The sequence below is a fragment of the Agrobacterium larrymoorei genome, from assembly GCF_005145045.1.
Classification (GTDB): Bacteria; Pseudomonadota; Alphaproteobacteria; order Rhizobiales; family Rhizobiaceae; genus Agrobacterium; species Agrobacterium larrymoorei.
In genome coordinates this window covers 1181268-1197257 of the sequence record NZ_CP039692.1, presented here as the reverse complement: position 1 = coordinate 1197257, position 15990 = coordinate 1181268, and the positions used below count along the sequence as shown (strand labels likewise).

The following is a 15990-nucleotide window of genomic DNA, read 5'->3' as shown; positions in this document are numbered from 1 at the left end:
TGCACCGTCGCCCTTGGGCCGCCCTACTGCTGTCCAGTCAAGTCAGCTAGCATTCCTGCACAGTTGTCCAATTGGAGCAGCTCAACAGCTCCGCTCCCTCGGCGTCATCCTCGGGCTTGACCCACTGCTGTCCGGTTTAAATTTCTGGACAAGGCGCATGACATTGATTCTACTCGGTTTCAGACGTTTCGCGGCGATCTGGACACGAACAGGAGATCAACGTCATGCGCCACCAGAATAGCGTTTTTCATCAAATACAGAAGCATGTTCCCTGGCAGGTCTTCGAAGGGCTTGTGGATAAGTACAAGGGCGATCACAGGGTTCGGCGGTTTTCGATGAAGGACCAGTTGCTGGCGCTTCTGTTTGCCCAGCTTTCCGGCGCGCAAAGCCTGCGCGAGATCGAGGCAGGGCTGTCGAGCCACCGCAACCAGCTTTATCATCTGGGTGCCCACGGCGTGGCGCGCTCCACCCTTGCCGATGCCAATGCCACAAGGCCTGCGGGCGTCTTTGCCGATCTGTTCTCCCATATGGCGGCTGCCGCCAGCCGAAGAACCCGTCGCCATATCCGCGATGCGGTGCGCCTGCTCGACGCCACCCGCGTCGCCCTCTCCTCCATGAGCGATGGCTGGGCCGATATGGTCAGCGGGCGCAGAGCCGCCAAGCTGCATGTCGCCTACGATCCGAATGGCGACATCCCCATGGCGATGACCATGACAGGCCAGAGAACCAACGACATCGTGCCCGCAAAGGCCATGCCGATCGAACCCGGCATGACCTATGTCTTTGATCTGGCTTACTATGATTTCGCGTGGTGGGCAGCGCTGGACCGGGCAGGCTGCCGCTTCGTCACACGGCTGAAGACCAACACGCATCTTCAGGCCGCCACCGAACAGCCTCCAAGCGAGAGCGATCACATCCTGTGCGACAGGATCGGGCTGTTGGCACAACGCATGGCGCGCTCGAGACGCAATCCCTTTTCCGAACCGTTGCGCGAGATCGCGGTGCGGATCGACACGGGCAGGACCATCCGGCTCGTCACCAACGATCTGGATGCGCCAGCCGAAGAGATTGCCGAGCTTTACAAACAGCGCTGGCAGATCGAACTGTTCTTTAAATGGGTCAAGCAGAACCTCAGGATACGCCATTTCTTCGGAGCATCCGAAAACGCCGTGCGCATCCAGACCTATGTCGCCCTCATCGCCTATCTTGTGCTGCGCATGGCGCAGGCCTGCCAGAGCGCCATCACGCAACCGCTCACCTTCACCCCCCTCGTACGCCTCAACCTCATGCACAAAAGGCGATCCGACCAACTCCTTAAACCACCCACACAACCGTCCAAATCCCCAAACCAGATGGTGCTGATGTGGGACTGAAATTTAAACCGGACAGTAGTGGGCTTGACCCGAGGATCCACAACCGTTTGATTTCGTTGATAACAATGGATCCTCGGCTCAAGGCCGAGGATGACGGCAGTGGGTGGGGCGACGGAGTCTAAACATATCCCACGCTATTCTGCCGCCTCCGTCACTCTCGGGCTTACCCCACTGCCGTCCAGTCAAATTGGCTACCGTTCCTGCACAGTTGCCCAAGTGGAGTAACTCTACGACTCCGCTCCCTCGACGTCATCCTCGGGCTTGACCCGAGGATCCATAACCACTTGATTTCGTTGATGGGAATGGATCCTCGGCTCAAGGCCGAGGATGACGGCAGTGGGTGGGGCGACGGTGCCTAAACATATCCCAAGCTATTCTACCGCCTCCGTCACCTTCGGACCTGTCCCACTGCTATCCCGTCGAGTTGACTACCGTTCCTGCACAGTTGCCCAATTGCAGCAGCTCAACGGCTCCCCTCCCTCGGCATCATCCTCGGCCTTAAGCCGAGGATCCACAAACGCTTGATTTCGTTGATAACAATGGATCCTCGGCGCAAGGCCGAGGATGACGGCAGTGGGTCAAGCCCAGTAAAAACGGCAGGGGGTTTGGCGGCACGAGACGAAGCTAATCAAGCCACCTGAACCGGCTTCCCCGTCTGCCAGCTGAGGGTTGCGGCGTCGGCGAGTTTTTGGGCCTGGAGGCCATCGAAGCCGCTTGGGCGTGGGGCGGTGTTCCCGGTATCGACGGCGTCGATGAAGGTGTTGATCTCGTTGGCGTAAGCCTGCGCGTAGCGCTCGATGAAGAAATTCTGCACGGGGTCACCGGCAAGGCCGCTGGCATTCCAGAGTTCCACGCTGGAATTCTGGATGTTGCGAGCGGACAGCATGCCTGTCGAGCCGTGGACTTCGATGCGCTGGTCGTAGCCGTAAGTTGCACGGCGGGAGTTGGTGATGACGGCGATGCGGCCCGAGGCGGTTTGCATCTGTACGGCTGCCGTATCCACATCGCCCTCGACGCCGATGGCCTTATCGACTAGCGCCGAACCTAGCGCGTTGACCACGACGAATTCCTCGCCCATGAGGAACCGCGCCATGTCGAAATCGTGGATCATCATGTCACGGAAAAGGCCGCCGGAGGATTTGACGTATTCCGCAGGTGGCGGGGCCGGATCGCGGCTGATGATGGTGACGATTTCGATATCTCCCACATCGCCACGGCGAAGGCGGGATTCGACGGTTGAGAAATTCGGATCGAAGCGGCGGTTGAATCCGATCATCAGAGTGGACTTGTTCTTTTCCACCACATGCAGGCATTGATTGATGCGATCCACCGAAAGCGAAACCGGCTTTTCGCACAGTATATGCTTGCCCGCCTTGGAAGCGGCTTCGATGAGATCGGCGTGGCTTGGCGTCGGCGTTGCGATCAGCACGGCGTCCACGTCGCCTGAAGCGATGATCTCTTCCACGCTCGCGACCTTTGCGCCCGTCTGCGCTGCAAGCTGCTCTGCGGCTGCGGGATAAGCATCGGCAACATAGGCGAGTTTCGCCTTCGGGTTGGCGGCGATGGTGGCTGCGTGCACCTTGCCGATACGGCCCGCACCGAGCACTCCAAACCTAATCATGTCATTCACTCCATTGGTATCAAGCTATTGAATTTCGGGAGAAAGGCTAGATGGTGCCATTGAGATCGGCGGAAAGCGTCTGTAGTTCCTTGCCGCCAGCCATCAGATTTTGAACTTCCTCCATAGAGATTTCGGACTTCCCGAACGTGCCGAGCGTCTGCCCGCGGTTGAGAACCGTGAATCGGTCTCCCACCGCATAGGCATGGCGCACATTGTGCGTGATGAAGATGACTGCCAATCCCTTCTGCTGCACCTGATTGATATATTTCAGCACCATGGAGGTCTGGGCAACGCCCAGCGCCGAAGTCGGCTCATCGAGGATCAGCACCTTGGCGCCGAAATAAACCGCACGCGCAATGGCCACGCATTGCCGCTCGCCGCCGGAAAGCGTGCCGACGGCCTGGTTGGGATCGCGGATATCGATGCCGATCTTGCGCATCTCGTCCCGCGTCACCTCGTTGCAATGCTTCATGTCGATATATCGGAAAGGGAAGAACCCGCGCACGGGCTCCCGCCCCATGAAGAAGTTTCGCGTGACCGACATGAGCGGGATCATCGCGAGATCCTGAAACACGGTTGCGATGCCCGCATCCAGCGCATCGCGCGGAGCGGTAAAATCCACCGGCTGGCCATCGACCAGAAACTCTCCGCTGGTGGGGCGAACGGCACCGGACAGCATCTTGATCAGCGTCGATTTGCCCGCGCCATTATCGCCCAGCAGGCAGAGCACCTCTCCTGCCGAAACCGTCATCGACACGCCATTCAGCGCGATGATGGAGCCGTAATGCTTGACGATGTTGCGAACGTCGATGATGGGGGTTTGTGCAGCTGTGGCCATGGCTCAACGCTCCCCTGTTACGCGGCGGCGGATGAAATTGTTGAAGAGAACGGCAAGCAGCAGCATGGAGCCGAGGAAGACCTGAAACCAGTCGGAGTCGAACTGGGTATAGGTAAGCCCGATGGAGACCATGCCGAAGATGACCGCGCCGAAGAAAGCGCCGATGGCCGAGCCATACCCTCCGGTCAGCAGGCACCCGCCGATAACGGCTGCGATGATGGCCTCGAATTCCTTTTGGAAGCCGCGCCGGGCATCAGTGGAACCGGCGTCCAGTACGGTGATGATGGCCACCAGCGCCGCTGCGCAGGCCGTCAGCGCAAAAAGGCTGGTCTTGACGCGGTTGACGGGCACACCGGAATTGCGTGCGGCATTGGGATCGCCACCGGCGGCGAAAATCCAGTTGCCGGTTCTGGTGCGCAGCAGGACCCAGGTGGCGACCAGCGCAATCAGGACGAACCAGACAACGGAGACCGGTACGCCGGTTACTTTCGGCACGCCATTGTCGAATGTATCGATAAGACCTTGATGGCCAAGCCAGAGGAACAGACCTTCGAATGCCTGACCGGAGAAAATTTTCAGCAGCGGGCTACCCTCGACAGCCGAGCTGATGCCCCGCAGCTGCGTGGAACCGCCAGTTGCCCATTTCAACCCGACAAGCGTGAGACCGCGCAGGATGAAGAGGAATGCCAAGGTGACGATGAAGGATGGCAACCGCGTGCGGATAACGATCTGGCCGTTGACGGCACCGACGACGCCGGAAAACAGGAATGTCAGGAGAATGGCGATAGAAAGTGGCTGATCGTAATTGGTAACAAGCACGCCGAAGATCAGCCCGGCAAAGGCGACCATGGAGCCGATGGAAAGATCGAACTCGCCGCCGATCATCAGCAATGCCGCGGCAATGGCGAGGATACCGAGTTGGGACGCCGGAGCAAGGATGGTCATTGCGCCTGCCAGCGTGAACATCGATGGATCGGCCGTCATGAAGAAGAAGACGAGAACCAGCACCAGACCGGCAACCGCGCCAAGTTCCGGGCGGCGCATCATCTGCGTGATCACGCCCACCTTGCGCAGGCGTTCATCCGCTTTTGCCACGGCAGGTGCCGGTGGCTTTGCGCCCCCCGGGCTATTCTGTTCGAGACTGGCCATGTTTCCTCCCATCGATCCCATGCGCGTGCCCGGATATGGCCTCCCCGATGTCTCGGGGAGGATATCGAAACGGGCATACTCTTTTGCTTAGCGGATGCCCTTTGCGGACAGTTCGACAACCTGCGCCGCCTTGTCCTTGGTGATGAGGTTCGGGCCCGAAGGAACGTTGCCGCCGGGGATCAGGCCGTATTTCGCATAGTTGGCGAGGAAGACGACCGGCAGGTAGCCCTGCAGGAACTGCTGCTGATCGATGGCGAAATCTGCCTTGCCTTCGGAGACGGCCTTCAGGAAGTCAGCCGAAAGGTCGAAGGTGGCGACGTGGATCTTGCCGGTTTTGCCGACATCGTTGACGGCTGCGACGGAAGGTTCACCGGCAGTGCCCGCACCCAGCGCCATGACCGTATCGATTGCGGTATCGGAGCTGAGCGACGCCTTTACCTTGGCGCGAATTTCGGTCGGATCGTTGCTGACGGGCAGAACCGTGCTGGAGCCGCCGAAACCATCGGCAAAGCCCTTGCAGCGCAGGTCGAGCGAGACGTTACCCACTTCCTGGTTGACGCAGATGCCCTTCTTGCCGCCCAGTTCCTTCAGCTTTTCGCCTGCGGCCTTGCCAGCAGAATACTCATCCTGACCGACATGGAGCAGCGCGCCGAGTTCCTTGGACACATCTGAGCCGGAGTTGATGGAGATGACCGGAATACCGGCGGCAACCGCCTTCTTGATGGCCGGGCCGAGCGCCGAGGCATCAGGAATGGAAACGATGAGACCGGCAGGCTTCTGGTTGACTGCAGCATCGATAAGCTGGCTCATGGCCACCATGTCGAAGGTTTCCGGCGCACGGTAATCCACCGTGATGTTCATGTCCTTGGCGGCTGCCGTCACGCCGTTCTTGACCACGGACCAGAACGGGTCGTTGGCCTGACCATGCGTAACCGCAACGAGCTTCACATCTGCCGCAAACGCGCCAGATGCAAATCCTGCCGCCGCACCAAGAAGCGCAGCCCCCGCCAAGAGAGCTTTGAATCCGTATTTCATGTCTTCCTCCCGATGAAAACATCTCCACTTGGTGGAGCGTGAAATGTTCAGGCGCTGTCGCCCTCGCCACCCGCACGCAACTCCTCTTGCGCCGGATGATGAACGATCTGAGCCTAGCTCACTCGCCATGAAAATCAAGCGATAATTCCATGAGAATAATTTTTGGAATAAAAATTCTGTTATTGGTGAAAAGGGGACTGATCAGGCATAGAAAAAGCGCGGTCTGGAACCGCGCTTCAAGACATTATGAGAACCGGTCAATGCGTCGTGCCGCGTTCCTGTGCGGAAAGGGCCGCCAGAATATGGCGCATATCTTCCCTTGCCGTGGACAGCACGAAGGGCCCCTGCTCGCTGCCAACGGCGTTGAGCGGCACGAAGAAGATATAGGGGATGGCTTTCGCCTCAAGCTCATCCATCAGCGGCAGCATGAGTTCAGGCCCGTAACGCACATCGATGATGGCACTCGCGAAGTTCCAGTCATGACCGCTGCCATCGGTCGCAGAGTAAGGGCCCATCAGATCGATTGCGATTTCAGACCATGAGGAGACGATCTCGGTCGTCACCGCGTCGCTCTTGCCGAACACGGCTATCGTGAGACGGTCGTTAACCGGCATGCTCTGCTCCTGCCATGGCATCATTGCCTTCTGGTGACTTTCCAAGACTGGTCATAACGCCCAAAGCCGGGGCTTTGCCAGCTAAAACGCACCGCGTAGTCACCTCTTCATTTATTCCGAACAAACGAATGCTCATTTCGGAACATCACGAAATGTTCATCGTTAGGGCGCGGGAGGAAAATAGATGACAAAAAACACGACAATCATGCCGCATGAACGCGGTTGGGCAATCCTGCGCAACGGCACGCTGACAAAGGTCTATCCAAGCAGATACCTTGCCTTGCAGGCGCTGAAAGAAGAGATGACCCGTCACGCCACCAGTTCCGGCAAGGCCGGAAAAGAGTTGCGCCACCCGGCAGGCACCTTCCGGGAAAACATGGGCATGCGCGACAATCGTGAAGCGGGAAGGCGTTGAGCGCTCGCCCACCAACGGAACCTCAGGCTCCGCCCCGCGTTCGGCAAAAAAAGCGTATTGCGCTGAAAGACGAAAGCGGGGACGGATTCTTGGGATAAATCAAACAGTTCCTTATTGCGGACCGGCGCCGCTTCCCGCCGATTTATGGAGCGCGTGGAATTTCGATCCTTTCGCGATTCTGCTCGTCGCTTTCCTGACGGCATTTACCGCCATGCGAGGAGCCGATGGCTGGCTCTCTTGGAAAGTGCCAGCGGTCTTTCTGATCTCAACTCTCATCTTCATCTCGCCGCTCTGCGCATTGACGACAGCGCTGTTTTCCGCACGGGTGACGCACCATTTCATTCTGATGACGGCACTTGCGCCGCTTCTGGCGTCTTCGCTGCGGCTAGAACATTCCGTGCTGAACCGCCTGCCGCCGGAACTCGCCTTCATCATTCACACCCTGATTTTCTGGCTTTGGCATGTTCCTCCGGGATACGCTTTCGCTCTTTCGGGCGACCTTGCCTATTGGAGCATGCAGGGCACGCTTCTGCTGAGCGCGGTCTGGCTGTGGGCCATCATTCTTTCCAGGCGCACCACGCTGATGTCTGCCGTCACGCTGACACTCGGGACGGTGGCGCAGATGGGAATGGTGGCTGCGATACTCACCCTTTCGCGCGCACCGCTCTTTGCCGCTCATCTCGATACGACGCTGGCTTTCGGGCTGGAACCGCTTCAGGACCAGCAGCTGGCGGGCGTGTTGATGTGGACCGTCGGGCTGCTGCCCTATTTGGCCGTCGCAATCGCCCGCCTCTATCAGACGGTCGCCATTGCCCAGGGCGATGGAGAACAGCGATGGTGATGCTGCTGAAATTCCTGCACATCGCCGCAATTTCCATGTGGGCGGCTACGCTGATCAGCCTGCCTGCGCTATACGTTCAGCGCGCCTATGTTGAGCATCGCAACGCGCTTTACGCGCTGCAGCGGCTCGTGCGTTTCTGCTACGTTGCAGTCGCTTCCCCCGCCGCCTTCATTTCCATCCTGACCGGAACGGCGCTGATCTTCTTCCAGCAGACATTCACCCTGTGGTTCACCGTCAAGCTGGCGCTGATCGGCGTCATGGTCACGGTGCATATTTTTACCGGGCTGGTGATCATCCGCCTGTTCAATGAGGGACAGGTTTATCCCGTCTGGCGTTTCGTCAGCGCGACGGTGCTAACGGCGGCAACGGTGCTTGGGATCGTCTTCGTGGTGCTGGCCAAGCCGGACTGGTCACTGACGGGACTGCCCATCCATGCCGGAGGTCTGAGGGACATCGTGCAGTCCATCAGTCCTTGGAAGATACCATGAGCCCGACGCCATGATCGAAAATCAACTTGCCCCCGTGCCAGCCAGCAAGACCCGTAAGGACCGAAGCAATCAGCGAGAGCAGCAGGCCGTGCGGAAGAACCTCGATGCTGAGAAAATATCGCCCGCCCCAGTTTGCGCCGCACACCGCGATCAACGACATGCCCGCAACTGCGTGCGCCCAGCTGGCGACACGCGCGCGAATACCGGGCACGAGAAAGAGCTCTGCGGAGCCGATGAGGCCTGCGGCAATGGCACTGAAAAATGCAATCCCCGTGGTCCAAAGCCCGACGCGCAGCCAAAAGGGATCGGCACCCCACCAATAGAAGATATCGGCGCCCAGCGTGCCGAATACCAGCGCGATGGGGAAATGGACCGTCATGGCATGCAACGGATGACCGGCGACGGCGACGAGCGAACTCGCATCTTTTTCTTCGACCTTGGAAATGACGGGATTTTTCTTTTTCGCGGTTTCCAAAAGAGCCCTCCTGTTTGCGGGACAACCAGCACGGGCCGGTTCCGGTTCCGCAAGTTTGCCGCCTGCCTTCCCGTCGCGGCAGTCCTCACCGGCTGTTCCGGCGATCTCTCCACGCTCGATCCGGCGGGCCCTGCCTCCGCCTCTATCGCTCATCTGTGGTGGATCATGCTGTGGGGTTCGGCTCTTTTATTCGCGCTGGTCATCGGCCTTTTCTTTACCAGCACCATGACCCGCCGCTTTTCCGGCATCCCCGCCTCCCGCTGGATCGTCTGGGGTGGGCTTGTCCTGCCCATTCCGGTGCTGACTGGCCTGTTGATCGCGGCTTTCATACAGGGCGAAACCCTGTTTGGCGCGCGCGCGGAAACGCCAGCAAAGGTAATCCATGTTGAAGCCAGCATGTGGAACTGGAACATGCGCTACGGGCAGACTGAGAGCGATCCCGAGAGCCGCAACGTGTTGCACATACCAGCGGGTGAGACGGTGGAGATTGCCGTTTCCAGCCTCGACGTGATTCACAGTTTCTGGGTTCCACGGCTTGCAGGCAAGATCGATGCGATACCCGGCCATGAAACCCGCATCCGCCTGAAGGCAGACCGGCCCGGCACCTTTGGCGGCATCTGCGCGGAATATTGCGGGGTTGGCCACAGCGCCATGACATTCACGGTCATCGCGCATGAGCCTGCCGATTACGAGCGCATTCTACAGACCCTTTCAGACGCACAGGAAAACACGTGACGCAAAAGACTTCCCCCATTCGTCTGCATAAGGAACTGGAAGCCATATGGGGCACGGGCAAGGGCGTGCGTCGCCTTGCCGCCGTCAACCACAACATTATCGGCGCCCGCTTTATGCTGACTGCGCTGGTGTTTTTCGGGATCGGCGGCTTTCTGGGAATGCTGATCCGCACGCAGCTCGCGACATCGCAGAGCCGCTTTCTCGATGCTGCCGATTACGCGCAGGTTTTTACCATGCACGGCACCATCATGATGTTTCTCTTCGCCATTCCCTTCTTCGAAGGGCTGGCGATCTATCTTCTGCCGAAGCTGCTCGGCACGCGCGATCTCGCTTTTCCGCGCCTCTCTGCCTATGGCTATTGGTGTTACCTTTTCGGCGGCAGCATGCTGATTGCAGCGCTTCTGGCAGGTGTTGCGCCACAGGGCGGCTGGTTCATGTACACGCCGCTCAGTTCCTCCACCTACAGCCCCGGTATCAACGCGGATTTCTGGCTGTTGGGCATTACCTTCGTCGAGATATCGGCGATGACGGCGGCAATCGAAATCATCGTGACCATTCTCAAGATGCGGGCTCCTGGCATGTCGCTGGACAGAATGCCGATCTTTGCCTGGTACATGCTGGTGGTAGCGGGCATGATGGTGATCGGCTTTCCGCCGCTGATCCTCGGCTCGATCCTTCTCGAAGCGGAAAGAGCCTTCGGCCTGCCCTTCTTCGATCCGACCCGTGGCGGCGATCCGCTTTTGTGGCAGCATCTCTTCTGGCTGTTCGGCCACCCGGAAGTCTACATCATTTTCCTGCCCGCTGCGGGCGTCCTGTCCACCATCCTGCCCGTTCTGGCCCGCACGACACTTGCGGGATACAGGATCATCATTGCAGGCATTCTCTCCATGGCGTTCCTGTCTTTCGGTCTGTGGGTGCATCACATGTACACGACCGGAATTCCGCATGTGGCGCTATCGTTCTTTTCCGCCGCAAGTGCGCTGGTGGCGGTGCCGACGGCGATCCAGATCTTTGCCTGGCTGGCGACCCTCGCCCAAGGCCGCCCGTCCTTCACCGTTCCGATGCTGCACGTCTTCGGCTTCTTCTTCGTGTTCGTCATTGGCGGCCTGACCGGCGTGATGCTGGCCATGGTGCCATTCGACCAGCAGGCGCATGATACGCATTTCGTGGTGGCGCATCTGCATTATGTGCTGGTGGGTGGCTTCCTGTTTCCGATGCTGGCGGGTGCCTATTACTGGGTGCCGCATATTTCCGGGCGGCAACCGATCCAGCATCTGTCCCATGCCGCTTTCTGGATGATCTTCATCGGCTTCAACCTCACTTTCTTCATGATGCACCTGACCGGGTTACTCGGCATGCCGCGACGGATGGATAGCTATCCCGAAGGATCGCCTTGGGAATGGCTGAACCTCATGTCGTCCGTCGGAAGCTTCATCATGGCCATGGGTTTCGTGCTGGCGGCGGTGGACCTCTTCCTTGTCTTCCGCTTCGGAAAACCATTCCGGCGCAACCCCTGGCGCGCAGGCACGCTGGAATGGGCAATGCCCACCCCGCCGCCTTCCTACAACTTCGCCTCCCTGCCGGGGGTGGCCAAACGGGCAGACAAGCTGGAGATCGATCGGCTTGGGTCCGAACTGGCGGCGGGGGATGGCTATCTCGGCTTTACCCGAAACGGCTGGATGGAAACGCTTGGCGTCAGCGCCGTCAGTGGCGAGCCCCGGCAGATCATCATCCTGCCGCGCCAGACCTATCTTCCGCTTTTCACGGCGCTGGCCACCGGGCTGTTCTTCACCGCGCTTCTGGCGAAATTCTATATTCTGGCGCTCTGCGCACTTTTCGCCGTCATCATCCTGTTCCTATACTGGACACCAAACGATGCAGCCTCACGCACCGACGGCGGTCTCTATGCGGGAAAGGGACTGGTGCTGCCGCCGCACTTCGAAAGCGGCGATCCACCATCGCTTATGGCGATGCGGCTGACGCTTCTGGTGACGGCCACGCTCTTCACGTCGCTGCTGTTCGGCGGGCTGTTTCTCTGGGGTTCCGCGCCGGGCTGGGAGGGTATCGACCCCTCCACGCTCGCGCCTTCCCTCTGGACCATGGCTGCTTACGGGTGCGCTTTTGCGGCAGCATTGGCCGGTGCGCTTCCCGCGAAATGGCTGCTGAGGCATCGCCATTTTCTTTTCGCTTCCACCTTTTTCTACGCTGTTGCGATCATTCTTCTGCTTAGCCAGCTGGTTACCGGCTATTCGGCGGATTTCCACGCTTCGCGGGCGGTAATCTATGCTGCGGATGTCTATGGCTTCATCCACATCGCTCTCGGAGCATTGTTCTCCGGCTTTTCCATATGGCGGATTCGCACCGGCTATGTCGTCGATCAACGCCTGTCGGATCTCGCCATTGCCGGGCTATGGAACCGCTACGTGGTCGCAACCGCCGTCATCGTCGCCGGCTATCCATTCCTGTTGTTTGCCTTGCAGAGTGGAGGAGCGTGATGAAATACGGGATGGCAATCGTACTTCTTCTTCCATTTGCCGGATGGAGTGCAGGTTTTTTGCTGATCTACGGCGCGCAGGCGGCGGGATGTTCGCTTGGATGGCAGGAAACGAACCTCGGCGGCATCTCATTGCTGCGTGTGCTGCTGATCACGGTTTTCATCGCCACGACACTCGCAATCATTCTTGCCGCATGGACAGCTTTGAAGGCGGAGCATTTCACAGCGCGCACGAGCGAGGCGATGGCGAGCATCACGCGTTACACGGCGGCGGCAGCGATCTTCTCGACGGCCTACGTGTTTTCAGGCGTGTTGTGGCTGAAACTTTGTTGATGGCAGTGCAGGGAGAGTTGTCCAACCCGGCATAAAAAAAGGGAGTGCCGTTTTGGGCACTCCCTCTCCAACCTTCGCTTAACGCGAAGCTGTCTGTATCATACGGCAGAGCTTGACGAGATCCGCCTCATATCCGCCGTTCAGAATATCTGCACAGCGTTTTCTCAAGCGCATCTGCTCGCTTCTCGACATGTCGTTGAATGCCGTGATGGCGCTGCGGCCCGGACCTGTTGGGCTTACGCCCGGCTGGCCGGGTGTGCCCGTTGTCGGTCCTGTGCCGACACCCACGCCCACATCGACGCCGACACCGCGGGTTCCGCCCACGCCAACATTGGCATTGGCGTTAAGACCACGGCTTCCGCCGACCGATGCGTTGATATCCGCATTGATCCCGCTTCTGCCGCCGACACTTGCACTCGTATTTGCATTGATACCATTGCTGCCACCGACGGAAGCATTGACGTCTGCGCCAAGTCCTCCACCGCTGCGTCCACCCACATCCGCTCCGGCATTTATACCACCGCTTCCTCCCACAGAAGCGCTTGCACTCAGTCCACCCCTATCGTTACCGCCCACGCTTGCGCTCACACCCCCGACACTGACGTCCAGAGCATGTGCATTCATCGGAAGTGCCATGCAGGCACTCATCAGCAGTATTTGCGATAGTCTTGTCATGATTTTTCCTCCTAGCAGACTATGCTTTTCTCCCAATTAGCATCCAAGATGCTGTTATCAATACTATATAAGCATTGTCTTTTGTAAAACATTTATATATCGGATTTAACTAATATAAAGATGAGAAATGTTCACATTCCTGTGATTACGCAGGAATCTGTGTCATTTTGATACAAATATATATTTAGACCTTGTCGGCTAGGGAATTTTCGGACGAATGGCGTGAACGAACCTTCGACATAAGGCGGTTATATTCGCTCTCAGCCATGCCGTAAGAGCCGCCCGCTTCCTGCTCAAGCCCCTGTCGATTGATGATGGTGATCTGGCCACGGGATGCGCGGATCAAACCTTTCCCCTCCAAAATATGAAGGGCGACCGTAACGCCGGGACGACGAACGCCAAGAACGACGGCGAGAAACTCGTGCGTCATCGCAACCGTCGTGCCATCGATGCGGTCATGGATCATCAGCAGCCAGCGGGCCAGACGCTTATCGAGCTTGGAAAGGCCATTGGCAACGACGGTGGATGCGGTCTGGGCCAGCATGGTGTGGATATAGGTCAACAGAACACCACGCAGGCTCTCGCTAGTCTTCATTCCCTCCGCAACGACGCTGGCCGGTACGGAGACACCGTAACCCGCGACCTGTATCAGCGTGCGATGACCCGGTTCGGCGCTGCCGAGAATAACGGCAGAGCCCGACATGCCTTCACGGCCGATCAAGCCGACTTCAATGCTCTTGCCGCCAGAAATATGGCCGATGATCGATGCAAGCCCCGTCTCGAAAAAGATGACGCGTTCGATAAGGGTATGAGGCTTCTCAATGACTTGATGAAGGTTAAGCTTCATGATCTGCATATGGGGGCGCAGCATTTCAAAGTCCTCCGGTCGCAGCGCCCTCAATATTTTATTGCGCACGGAGCCTTGATCAGTATCCATTTGAAGTCTTCATTCCCCTTGATCGTCACCGTAACGATCCGGGAAACTAACCACTTGAAAACTTTGAGCAATGCACTGTCATATATCGTACAAAGGGACAAGGCGCTCATTTATCCAATCAATTTAAGGCTCTGCTAAATTTGTACGCGGGCGTACAGTTAGCGTAGGCGCTACATATTAGGGATATTTCAGAGGCATAGGAGGCACTTTCGAAGTCTCAAGCTTCTGATCATGAACAAATATTCCGTTGTCTGGGAGAGATGACGGATCTGATTCGCTGTTGAAACGAGCAGCATCACTTGCACGTCGAACGCAACGTTCCGCCTCCACCATTTTCAGGGCTGCGTTTTGTGCGCTCAGGCGGAACCTCCACCGAGGCCGGAGGTTTGGAGACCAAGGAGAAAGCCCATGAGCGGTTCTGCGCGAAACAGGACTTGATATAGGGTATTCGGAAGAGAACAGAAACTGCGAGGACTATCGATCTAAATCCAGGTCCGCGACGTTATACGCCATGAATAACTCGAACACGCAGCCCGATAAGTTCTGCGGTTCCCTATGCCGGACCGGTGGAATGCCGAAATACTATTTCAACGTATTGACCAGGGACGGCAGGGTGGAGGACCCGGAAGGCAGCGATCTTCCCGGGCTGGAAGAAGCCTATAATTCCGCTATCGAAGATGCCCGTGCGCTGATGAGCGAGGCCGTTCTGGAAGGAAAGGATATCTCTTCGAGAAACATCGAAATCTGCGACGAGAAGCATTCACCGGTGCAGATCGTACCCTTTCGGGACGCGCTGAAGGTGATAGACTAACCCAATCGAATTAGAAATTATTACCTGCGACAATGTCTATTGCACCGCTGCGAGAGAAAAAACTTGCGCGGGGGTACGGTTACGAACATTTACCACCGCGTGCATCGCGCCTATAGTTTCAAGACATTCTCCTTTCCTCAAGCGCAGGCCGAGTTTCCTTGCTCGGAAGGTATAATGTCTTTCTATTATCAGCATCAAAGCCCGGGCGTTTTTCTTAATGACGACCTGCGGATCGTTCAGACAGCCTATTCGGGTGTCATTGCCGAGGTCGGGCAAACCTTGAGGCCCAGCCACGCCGAAGTGGCACGCTACGTTCTGAGAATGTACGATCGCGGTATCGTGGATGCGCAAAAGCTTCAGCAGATCACGTCGCTTCACTTTCACAGCCGCCTTCAACTGTCGCGGCTGGCGTGACCACTCCTACTGCGGTTTAGACAGGACAATCCCTGGCTTTGCTGGGTGCAATCGATCTCCGCTATCGCGTATTCTCGTTCAAAAATAAGCGGCGCTTCCAAAGGAAACGCCGCTTGATAATGTGCTCGTTCTTCAAATCAGTACAGGTCACGCCTTAGCGCCTCACGCGCGCGGCTGACCCTGCTCTTGATAGTGCCGATGCGGCAACCGCAAAGATCGGCCGCGTCGGCATAGCTGGTACCATCCGCAATCAAGAGAAGCGCCTTCTTCTGATCGGCATCGAGATCGCCAATGGCGCGCATGACCTGCTGATGTTCCAGCCGCCATTCTTGGCTAGGCGGTGTCGAAATCGTGTTTTCGACGCCGAGAGGCAGACCGACACGCTCGCGCTGGGCAATCTTATAACGGGTGCAGAATGTATTGCGCATGATGGTGAAAAGCCAGGATTTCAACGCCGTTCCGGGCGTGAAGCGGTGAATGGCGCGCAGGCCTCTCAGCATGGTTTCCTGAACGAGATCATCGACCTCTTCTTCCGTTCGCACGAAACGCCGTGCGAAAGCGGACAAGGCCGGGTTCAAATCCGCGATACCTATACGCAACTCTTCAAGCTGCGCCTCGGTGACGGCGATTTCGGATGTGGTCGTGGCGACATGAGTTTCCATATTCCCCTCCGTTGATATGGAACCAATGCATCCCGGCATCTTCCGTTGCGGTACGCGAGCGTACAGACACGGATGAGTGA

General features: G+C 57.9%; 18 protein-coding genes. 9 read left to right on the top strand and 9 right to left on the bottom strand.

The genetic code is table 11. The features are described 5' to 3' along the window. The first annotated feature begins 224 nt into the window (after positions 1-224). Entirely contained in the window at positions 225-1373 is a 1149-nt protein-coding gene (locus CFBP5473_RS19815; RefSeq protein WP_136954313.1) for an IS4 family transposase, read from the top strand. 628 nt (positions 1374-2001) lie between these two features. Here the strand turns inward: CFBP5473_RS19815 and iolG are convergent. The 5 genes from iolG to CFBP5473_RS19790 form a co-directional block, all read right to left on the bottom strand. Further along, entirely contained in the window at positions 2002-2994 is a 993-nt protein-coding gene (iolG, locus tag CFBP5473_RS19810; RefSeq protein ID WP_027676374.1) for an inositol 2-dehydrogenase, read from the bottom strand. Between the two features lie 46 nt (positions 2995-3040). Further along, positions 3041-3832 (bottom strand): ATP-binding cassette domain-containing protein, encoded by a 792-nt coding sequence (locus CFBP5473_RS19805; protein WP_027676373.1) that lies wholly within the window; start codon positions 3830-3832, stop codon positions 3041-3043. Between the two features lie 3 nt (positions 3833-3835). Further along, positions 3836-4981 carry an ABC transporter permease gene (locus tag CFBP5473_RS19800; RefSeq protein ID WP_027676372.1) on the bottom strand — a complete coding sequence of 382 codons (1146 nt, stop codon included), beginning with the start codon at positions 4979-4981 and terminating at the stop codon, positions 3836-3838. Positions 4982-5068: 87 nt separating this feature from the next. After that, positions 5069-6016 (bottom strand): sugar ABC transporter substrate-binding protein, encoded by a 948-nt coding sequence (locus CFBP5473_RS19795; RefSeq protein ID WP_027676371.1) that lies wholly within the window; start codon positions 6014-6016, stop codon positions 5069-5071. A 257-nt stretch (positions 6017-6273) separates the two neighbouring features. Next, positions 6274-6630: a response regulator gene (locus CFBP5473_RS19790; RefSeq protein ID WP_027676370.1), complete on the bottom strand. Its 357-nt coding sequence runs from the start codon at positions 6628-6630 to the stop codon at positions 6274-6276. A gap of 184 nt (positions 6631-6814) precedes the next feature. Between CFBP5473_RS19790 and CFBP5473_RS19785 the strand changes: the two genes are divergently transcribed. The 3 genes from CFBP5473_RS19785 to CFBP5473_RS19775 all read left to right on the top strand — a co-directional run bounded on the left by CFBP5473_RS19785 (position 6815) and on the right by CFBP5473_RS19775 (position 8374). Beyond that, positions 6815-7045, top strand: a complete 231-nt coding sequence (locus CFBP5473_RS19785) for a hypothetical protein (protein WP_027676369.1) — start codon at positions 6815-6817, stop codon at positions 7043-7045. A 211-nt stretch (positions 7046-7256) separates the two neighbouring features. Continuing rightward, on the top strand, positions 7257-7886 hold the full coding sequence (locus tag CFBP5473_RS19780; RefSeq protein WP_234881861.1) for a cytochrome c oxidase assembly protein: 630 nt from the start codon (positions 7257-7259) through the stop codon (positions 7884-7886). Continuing rightward, positions 7880-8374, top strand: coding sequence for a CopD family protein (locus CFBP5473_RS19775; protein ID WP_027676367.1), 495 nt, complete (start codon positions 7880-7882; stop codon positions 8372-8374). Before CFBP5473_RS19780 ends, CFBP5473_RS19775 begins: the two co-directional genes overlap by 7 nt. Here the strand turns inward: CFBP5473_RS19775 and CFBP5473_RS19770 are convergent. Beyond that, a complete protein-coding gene (locus CFBP5473_RS19770; RefSeq protein WP_027676366.1) occupies positions 8352-8849 on the bottom strand; it encodes a DUF2231 domain-containing protein in 498 nt (165 codons plus the stop codon). The genes CFBP5473_RS19775 and CFBP5473_RS19770 overlap by 23 nt on opposite strands. Here CFBP5473_RS19770 and coxB point away from each other — a divergent pair. The 3 genes from coxB to CFBP5473_RS19755 are packed head-to-tail and all read left to right on the top strand — an operon-like array spanning position 8742 to position 12411. After that, positions 8742-9584 (top strand): cytochrome c oxidase subunit II, encoded by an 843-nt coding sequence (gene coxB / locus CFBP5473_RS19765; protein WP_337678396.1) that lies wholly within the window; start codon positions 8742-8744, stop codon positions 9582-9584. The genes CFBP5473_RS19770 and coxB overlap by 108 nt on opposite strands. After that, positions 9581-12079, top strand: a complete 2499-nt coding sequence (gene ctaD / locus CFBP5473_RS19760) for a cytochrome c oxidase subunit I (protein ID WP_027676365.1) — start codon at positions 9581-9583, stop codon at positions 12077-12079. Before coxB ends, ctaD begins: the two co-directional genes overlap by 4 nt. An 11-nt stretch (positions 12080-12090) precedes the next feature. Further along, positions 12091-12411 (top strand): hypothetical protein, encoded by a 321-nt coding sequence (locus tag CFBP5473_RS19755; RefSeq protein ID WP_210239303.1) that lies wholly within the window; start codon positions 12091-12093, stop codon positions 12409-12411. 78 nt (positions 12412-12489) lie between these two features. Here CFBP5473_RS19755 and CFBP5473_RS19750 read toward each other — a convergent pair whose 3' ends face one another. Continuing rightward, positions 12490-13086, bottom strand: a complete 597-nt coding sequence (locus tag CFBP5473_RS19750) for a hypothetical protein (protein ID WP_027676363.1) — start codon at positions 13084-13086, stop codon at positions 12490-12492. A 184-nt stretch (positions 13087-13270) separates the two neighbouring features. Next, complete coding sequence (locus CFBP5473_RS19745; protein ID WP_037171383.1) at positions 13271-14023, bottom strand: Crp/Fnr family transcriptional regulator; 753 nt, start codon at positions 14021-14023, stop codon at positions 13271-13273. Between the two features lie 571 nt (positions 14024-14594). Between CFBP5473_RS19745 and CFBP5473_RS19740 the strand changes: the two genes are divergently transcribed. Further along, complete coding sequence (locus tag CFBP5473_RS19740; RefSeq protein WP_027676362.1) at positions 14595-14834, top strand: DUF6894 family protein; 240 nt, start codon at positions 14595-14597, stop codon at positions 14832-14834. A gap of 174 nt (positions 14835-15008) precedes the next feature. Next, a complete protein-coding gene (locus CFBP5473_RS19735) occupies positions 15009-15248 on the top strand; it encodes a hypothetical protein (protein WP_027676361.1) in 240 nt (79 codons plus the stop codon). A 137-nt stretch (positions 15249-15385) separates the two neighbouring features. Here CFBP5473_RS19735 and CFBP5473_RS19730 read toward each other — a convergent pair whose 3' ends face one another. Next, positions 15386-15910 carry a sigma-70 family RNA polymerase sigma factor gene (locus CFBP5473_RS19730; protein ID WP_037171380.1) on the bottom strand — a complete coding sequence of 175 codons (525 nt, stop codon included), beginning with the start codon at positions 15908-15910 and terminating at the stop codon, positions 15386-15388. Positions 15911-15990 lie beyond the last annotated feature (80 nt).

Excerpts from the sequence above, each read along its gene's own strand:
- CFBP5473_RS19815 (WP_136954313.1), top strand. The coding sequence starts at position 225 with ATGCGCCACCAGAATAGCGTTTTTCATCAAATACAGAAGCATGTTCCC.
- iolG (WP_027676374.1), bottom strand. The coding sequence starts at position 2,994 with ATGATTAGGTTTGGAGTGCTCGGTGCGGGCCGTATCGGCAAGGTGCAC.
- CFBP5473_RS19805 (WP_027676373.1), bottom strand. The coding sequence starts at position 3,832 with ATGGCCACAGCTGCACAAACCCCCATCATCGACGTTCGCAACATCGTC.
- CFBP5473_RS19800 (WP_027676372.1), bottom strand. The coding sequence starts at position 4,981 with ATGGCCAGTCTCGAACAGAATAGCCCGGGGGGCGCAAAGCCACCGGCA.
- CFBP5473_RS19795 (WP_027676371.1), bottom strand. The coding sequence starts at position 6,016 with ATGAAATACGGATTCAAAGCTCTCTTGGCGGGGGCTGCGCTTCTTGGT.
- CFBP5473_RS19790 (WP_027676370.1), bottom strand. The coding sequence starts at position 6,630 with ATGCCGGTTAACGACCGTCTCACGATAGCCGTGTTCGGCAAGAGCGAC.
- CFBP5473_RS19785 (WP_027676369.1), top strand. The coding sequence starts at position 6,815 with ATGACAAAAAACACGACAATCATGCCGCATGAACGCGGTTGGGCAATC.
- CFBP5473_RS19780 (WP_234881861.1), top strand. The coding sequence starts at position 7,257 with ATGCGAGGAGCCGATGGCTGGCTCTCTTGGAAAGTGCCAGCGGTCTTT.
- CFBP5473_RS19775 (WP_027676367.1), top strand. The coding sequence starts at position 7,880 with ATGGTGATGCTGCTGAAATTCCTGCACATCGCCGCAATTTCCATGTGG.
- coxB (WP_337678396.1), top strand. The coding sequence starts at position 8,742 with ATGGACCGTCATGGCATGCAACGGATGACCGGCGACGGCGACGAGCGA.
- CFBP5473_RS19755 (WP_210239303.1), top strand. The coding sequence starts at position 12,091 with ATGGCAATCGTACTTCTTCTTCCATTTGCCGGATGGAGTGCAGGTTTT.
- CFBP5473_RS19750 (WP_027676363.1), bottom strand. The coding sequence starts at position 13,086 with ATGACAAGACTATCGCAAATACTGCTGATGAGTGCCTGCATGGCACTT.
- CFBP5473_RS19745 (WP_037171383.1), bottom strand. The coding sequence starts at position 14,023 with ATGGATACTGATCAAGGCTCCGTGCGCAATAAAATATTGAGGGCGCTG.
- CFBP5473_RS19740 (WP_027676362.1), top strand. The coding sequence starts at position 14,595 with ATGCCGAAATACTATTTCAACGTATTGACCAGGGACGGCAGGGTGGAG.
- CFBP5473_RS19735 (WP_027676361.1), top strand. The coding sequence starts at position 15,009 with ATGTCTTTCTATTATCAGCATCAAAGCCCGGGCGTTTTTCTTAATGAC.
- CFBP5473_RS19730 (WP_037171380.1), bottom strand. The coding sequence starts at position 15,910 with ATGGAAACTCATGTCGCCACGACCACATCCGAAATCGCCGTCACCGAG.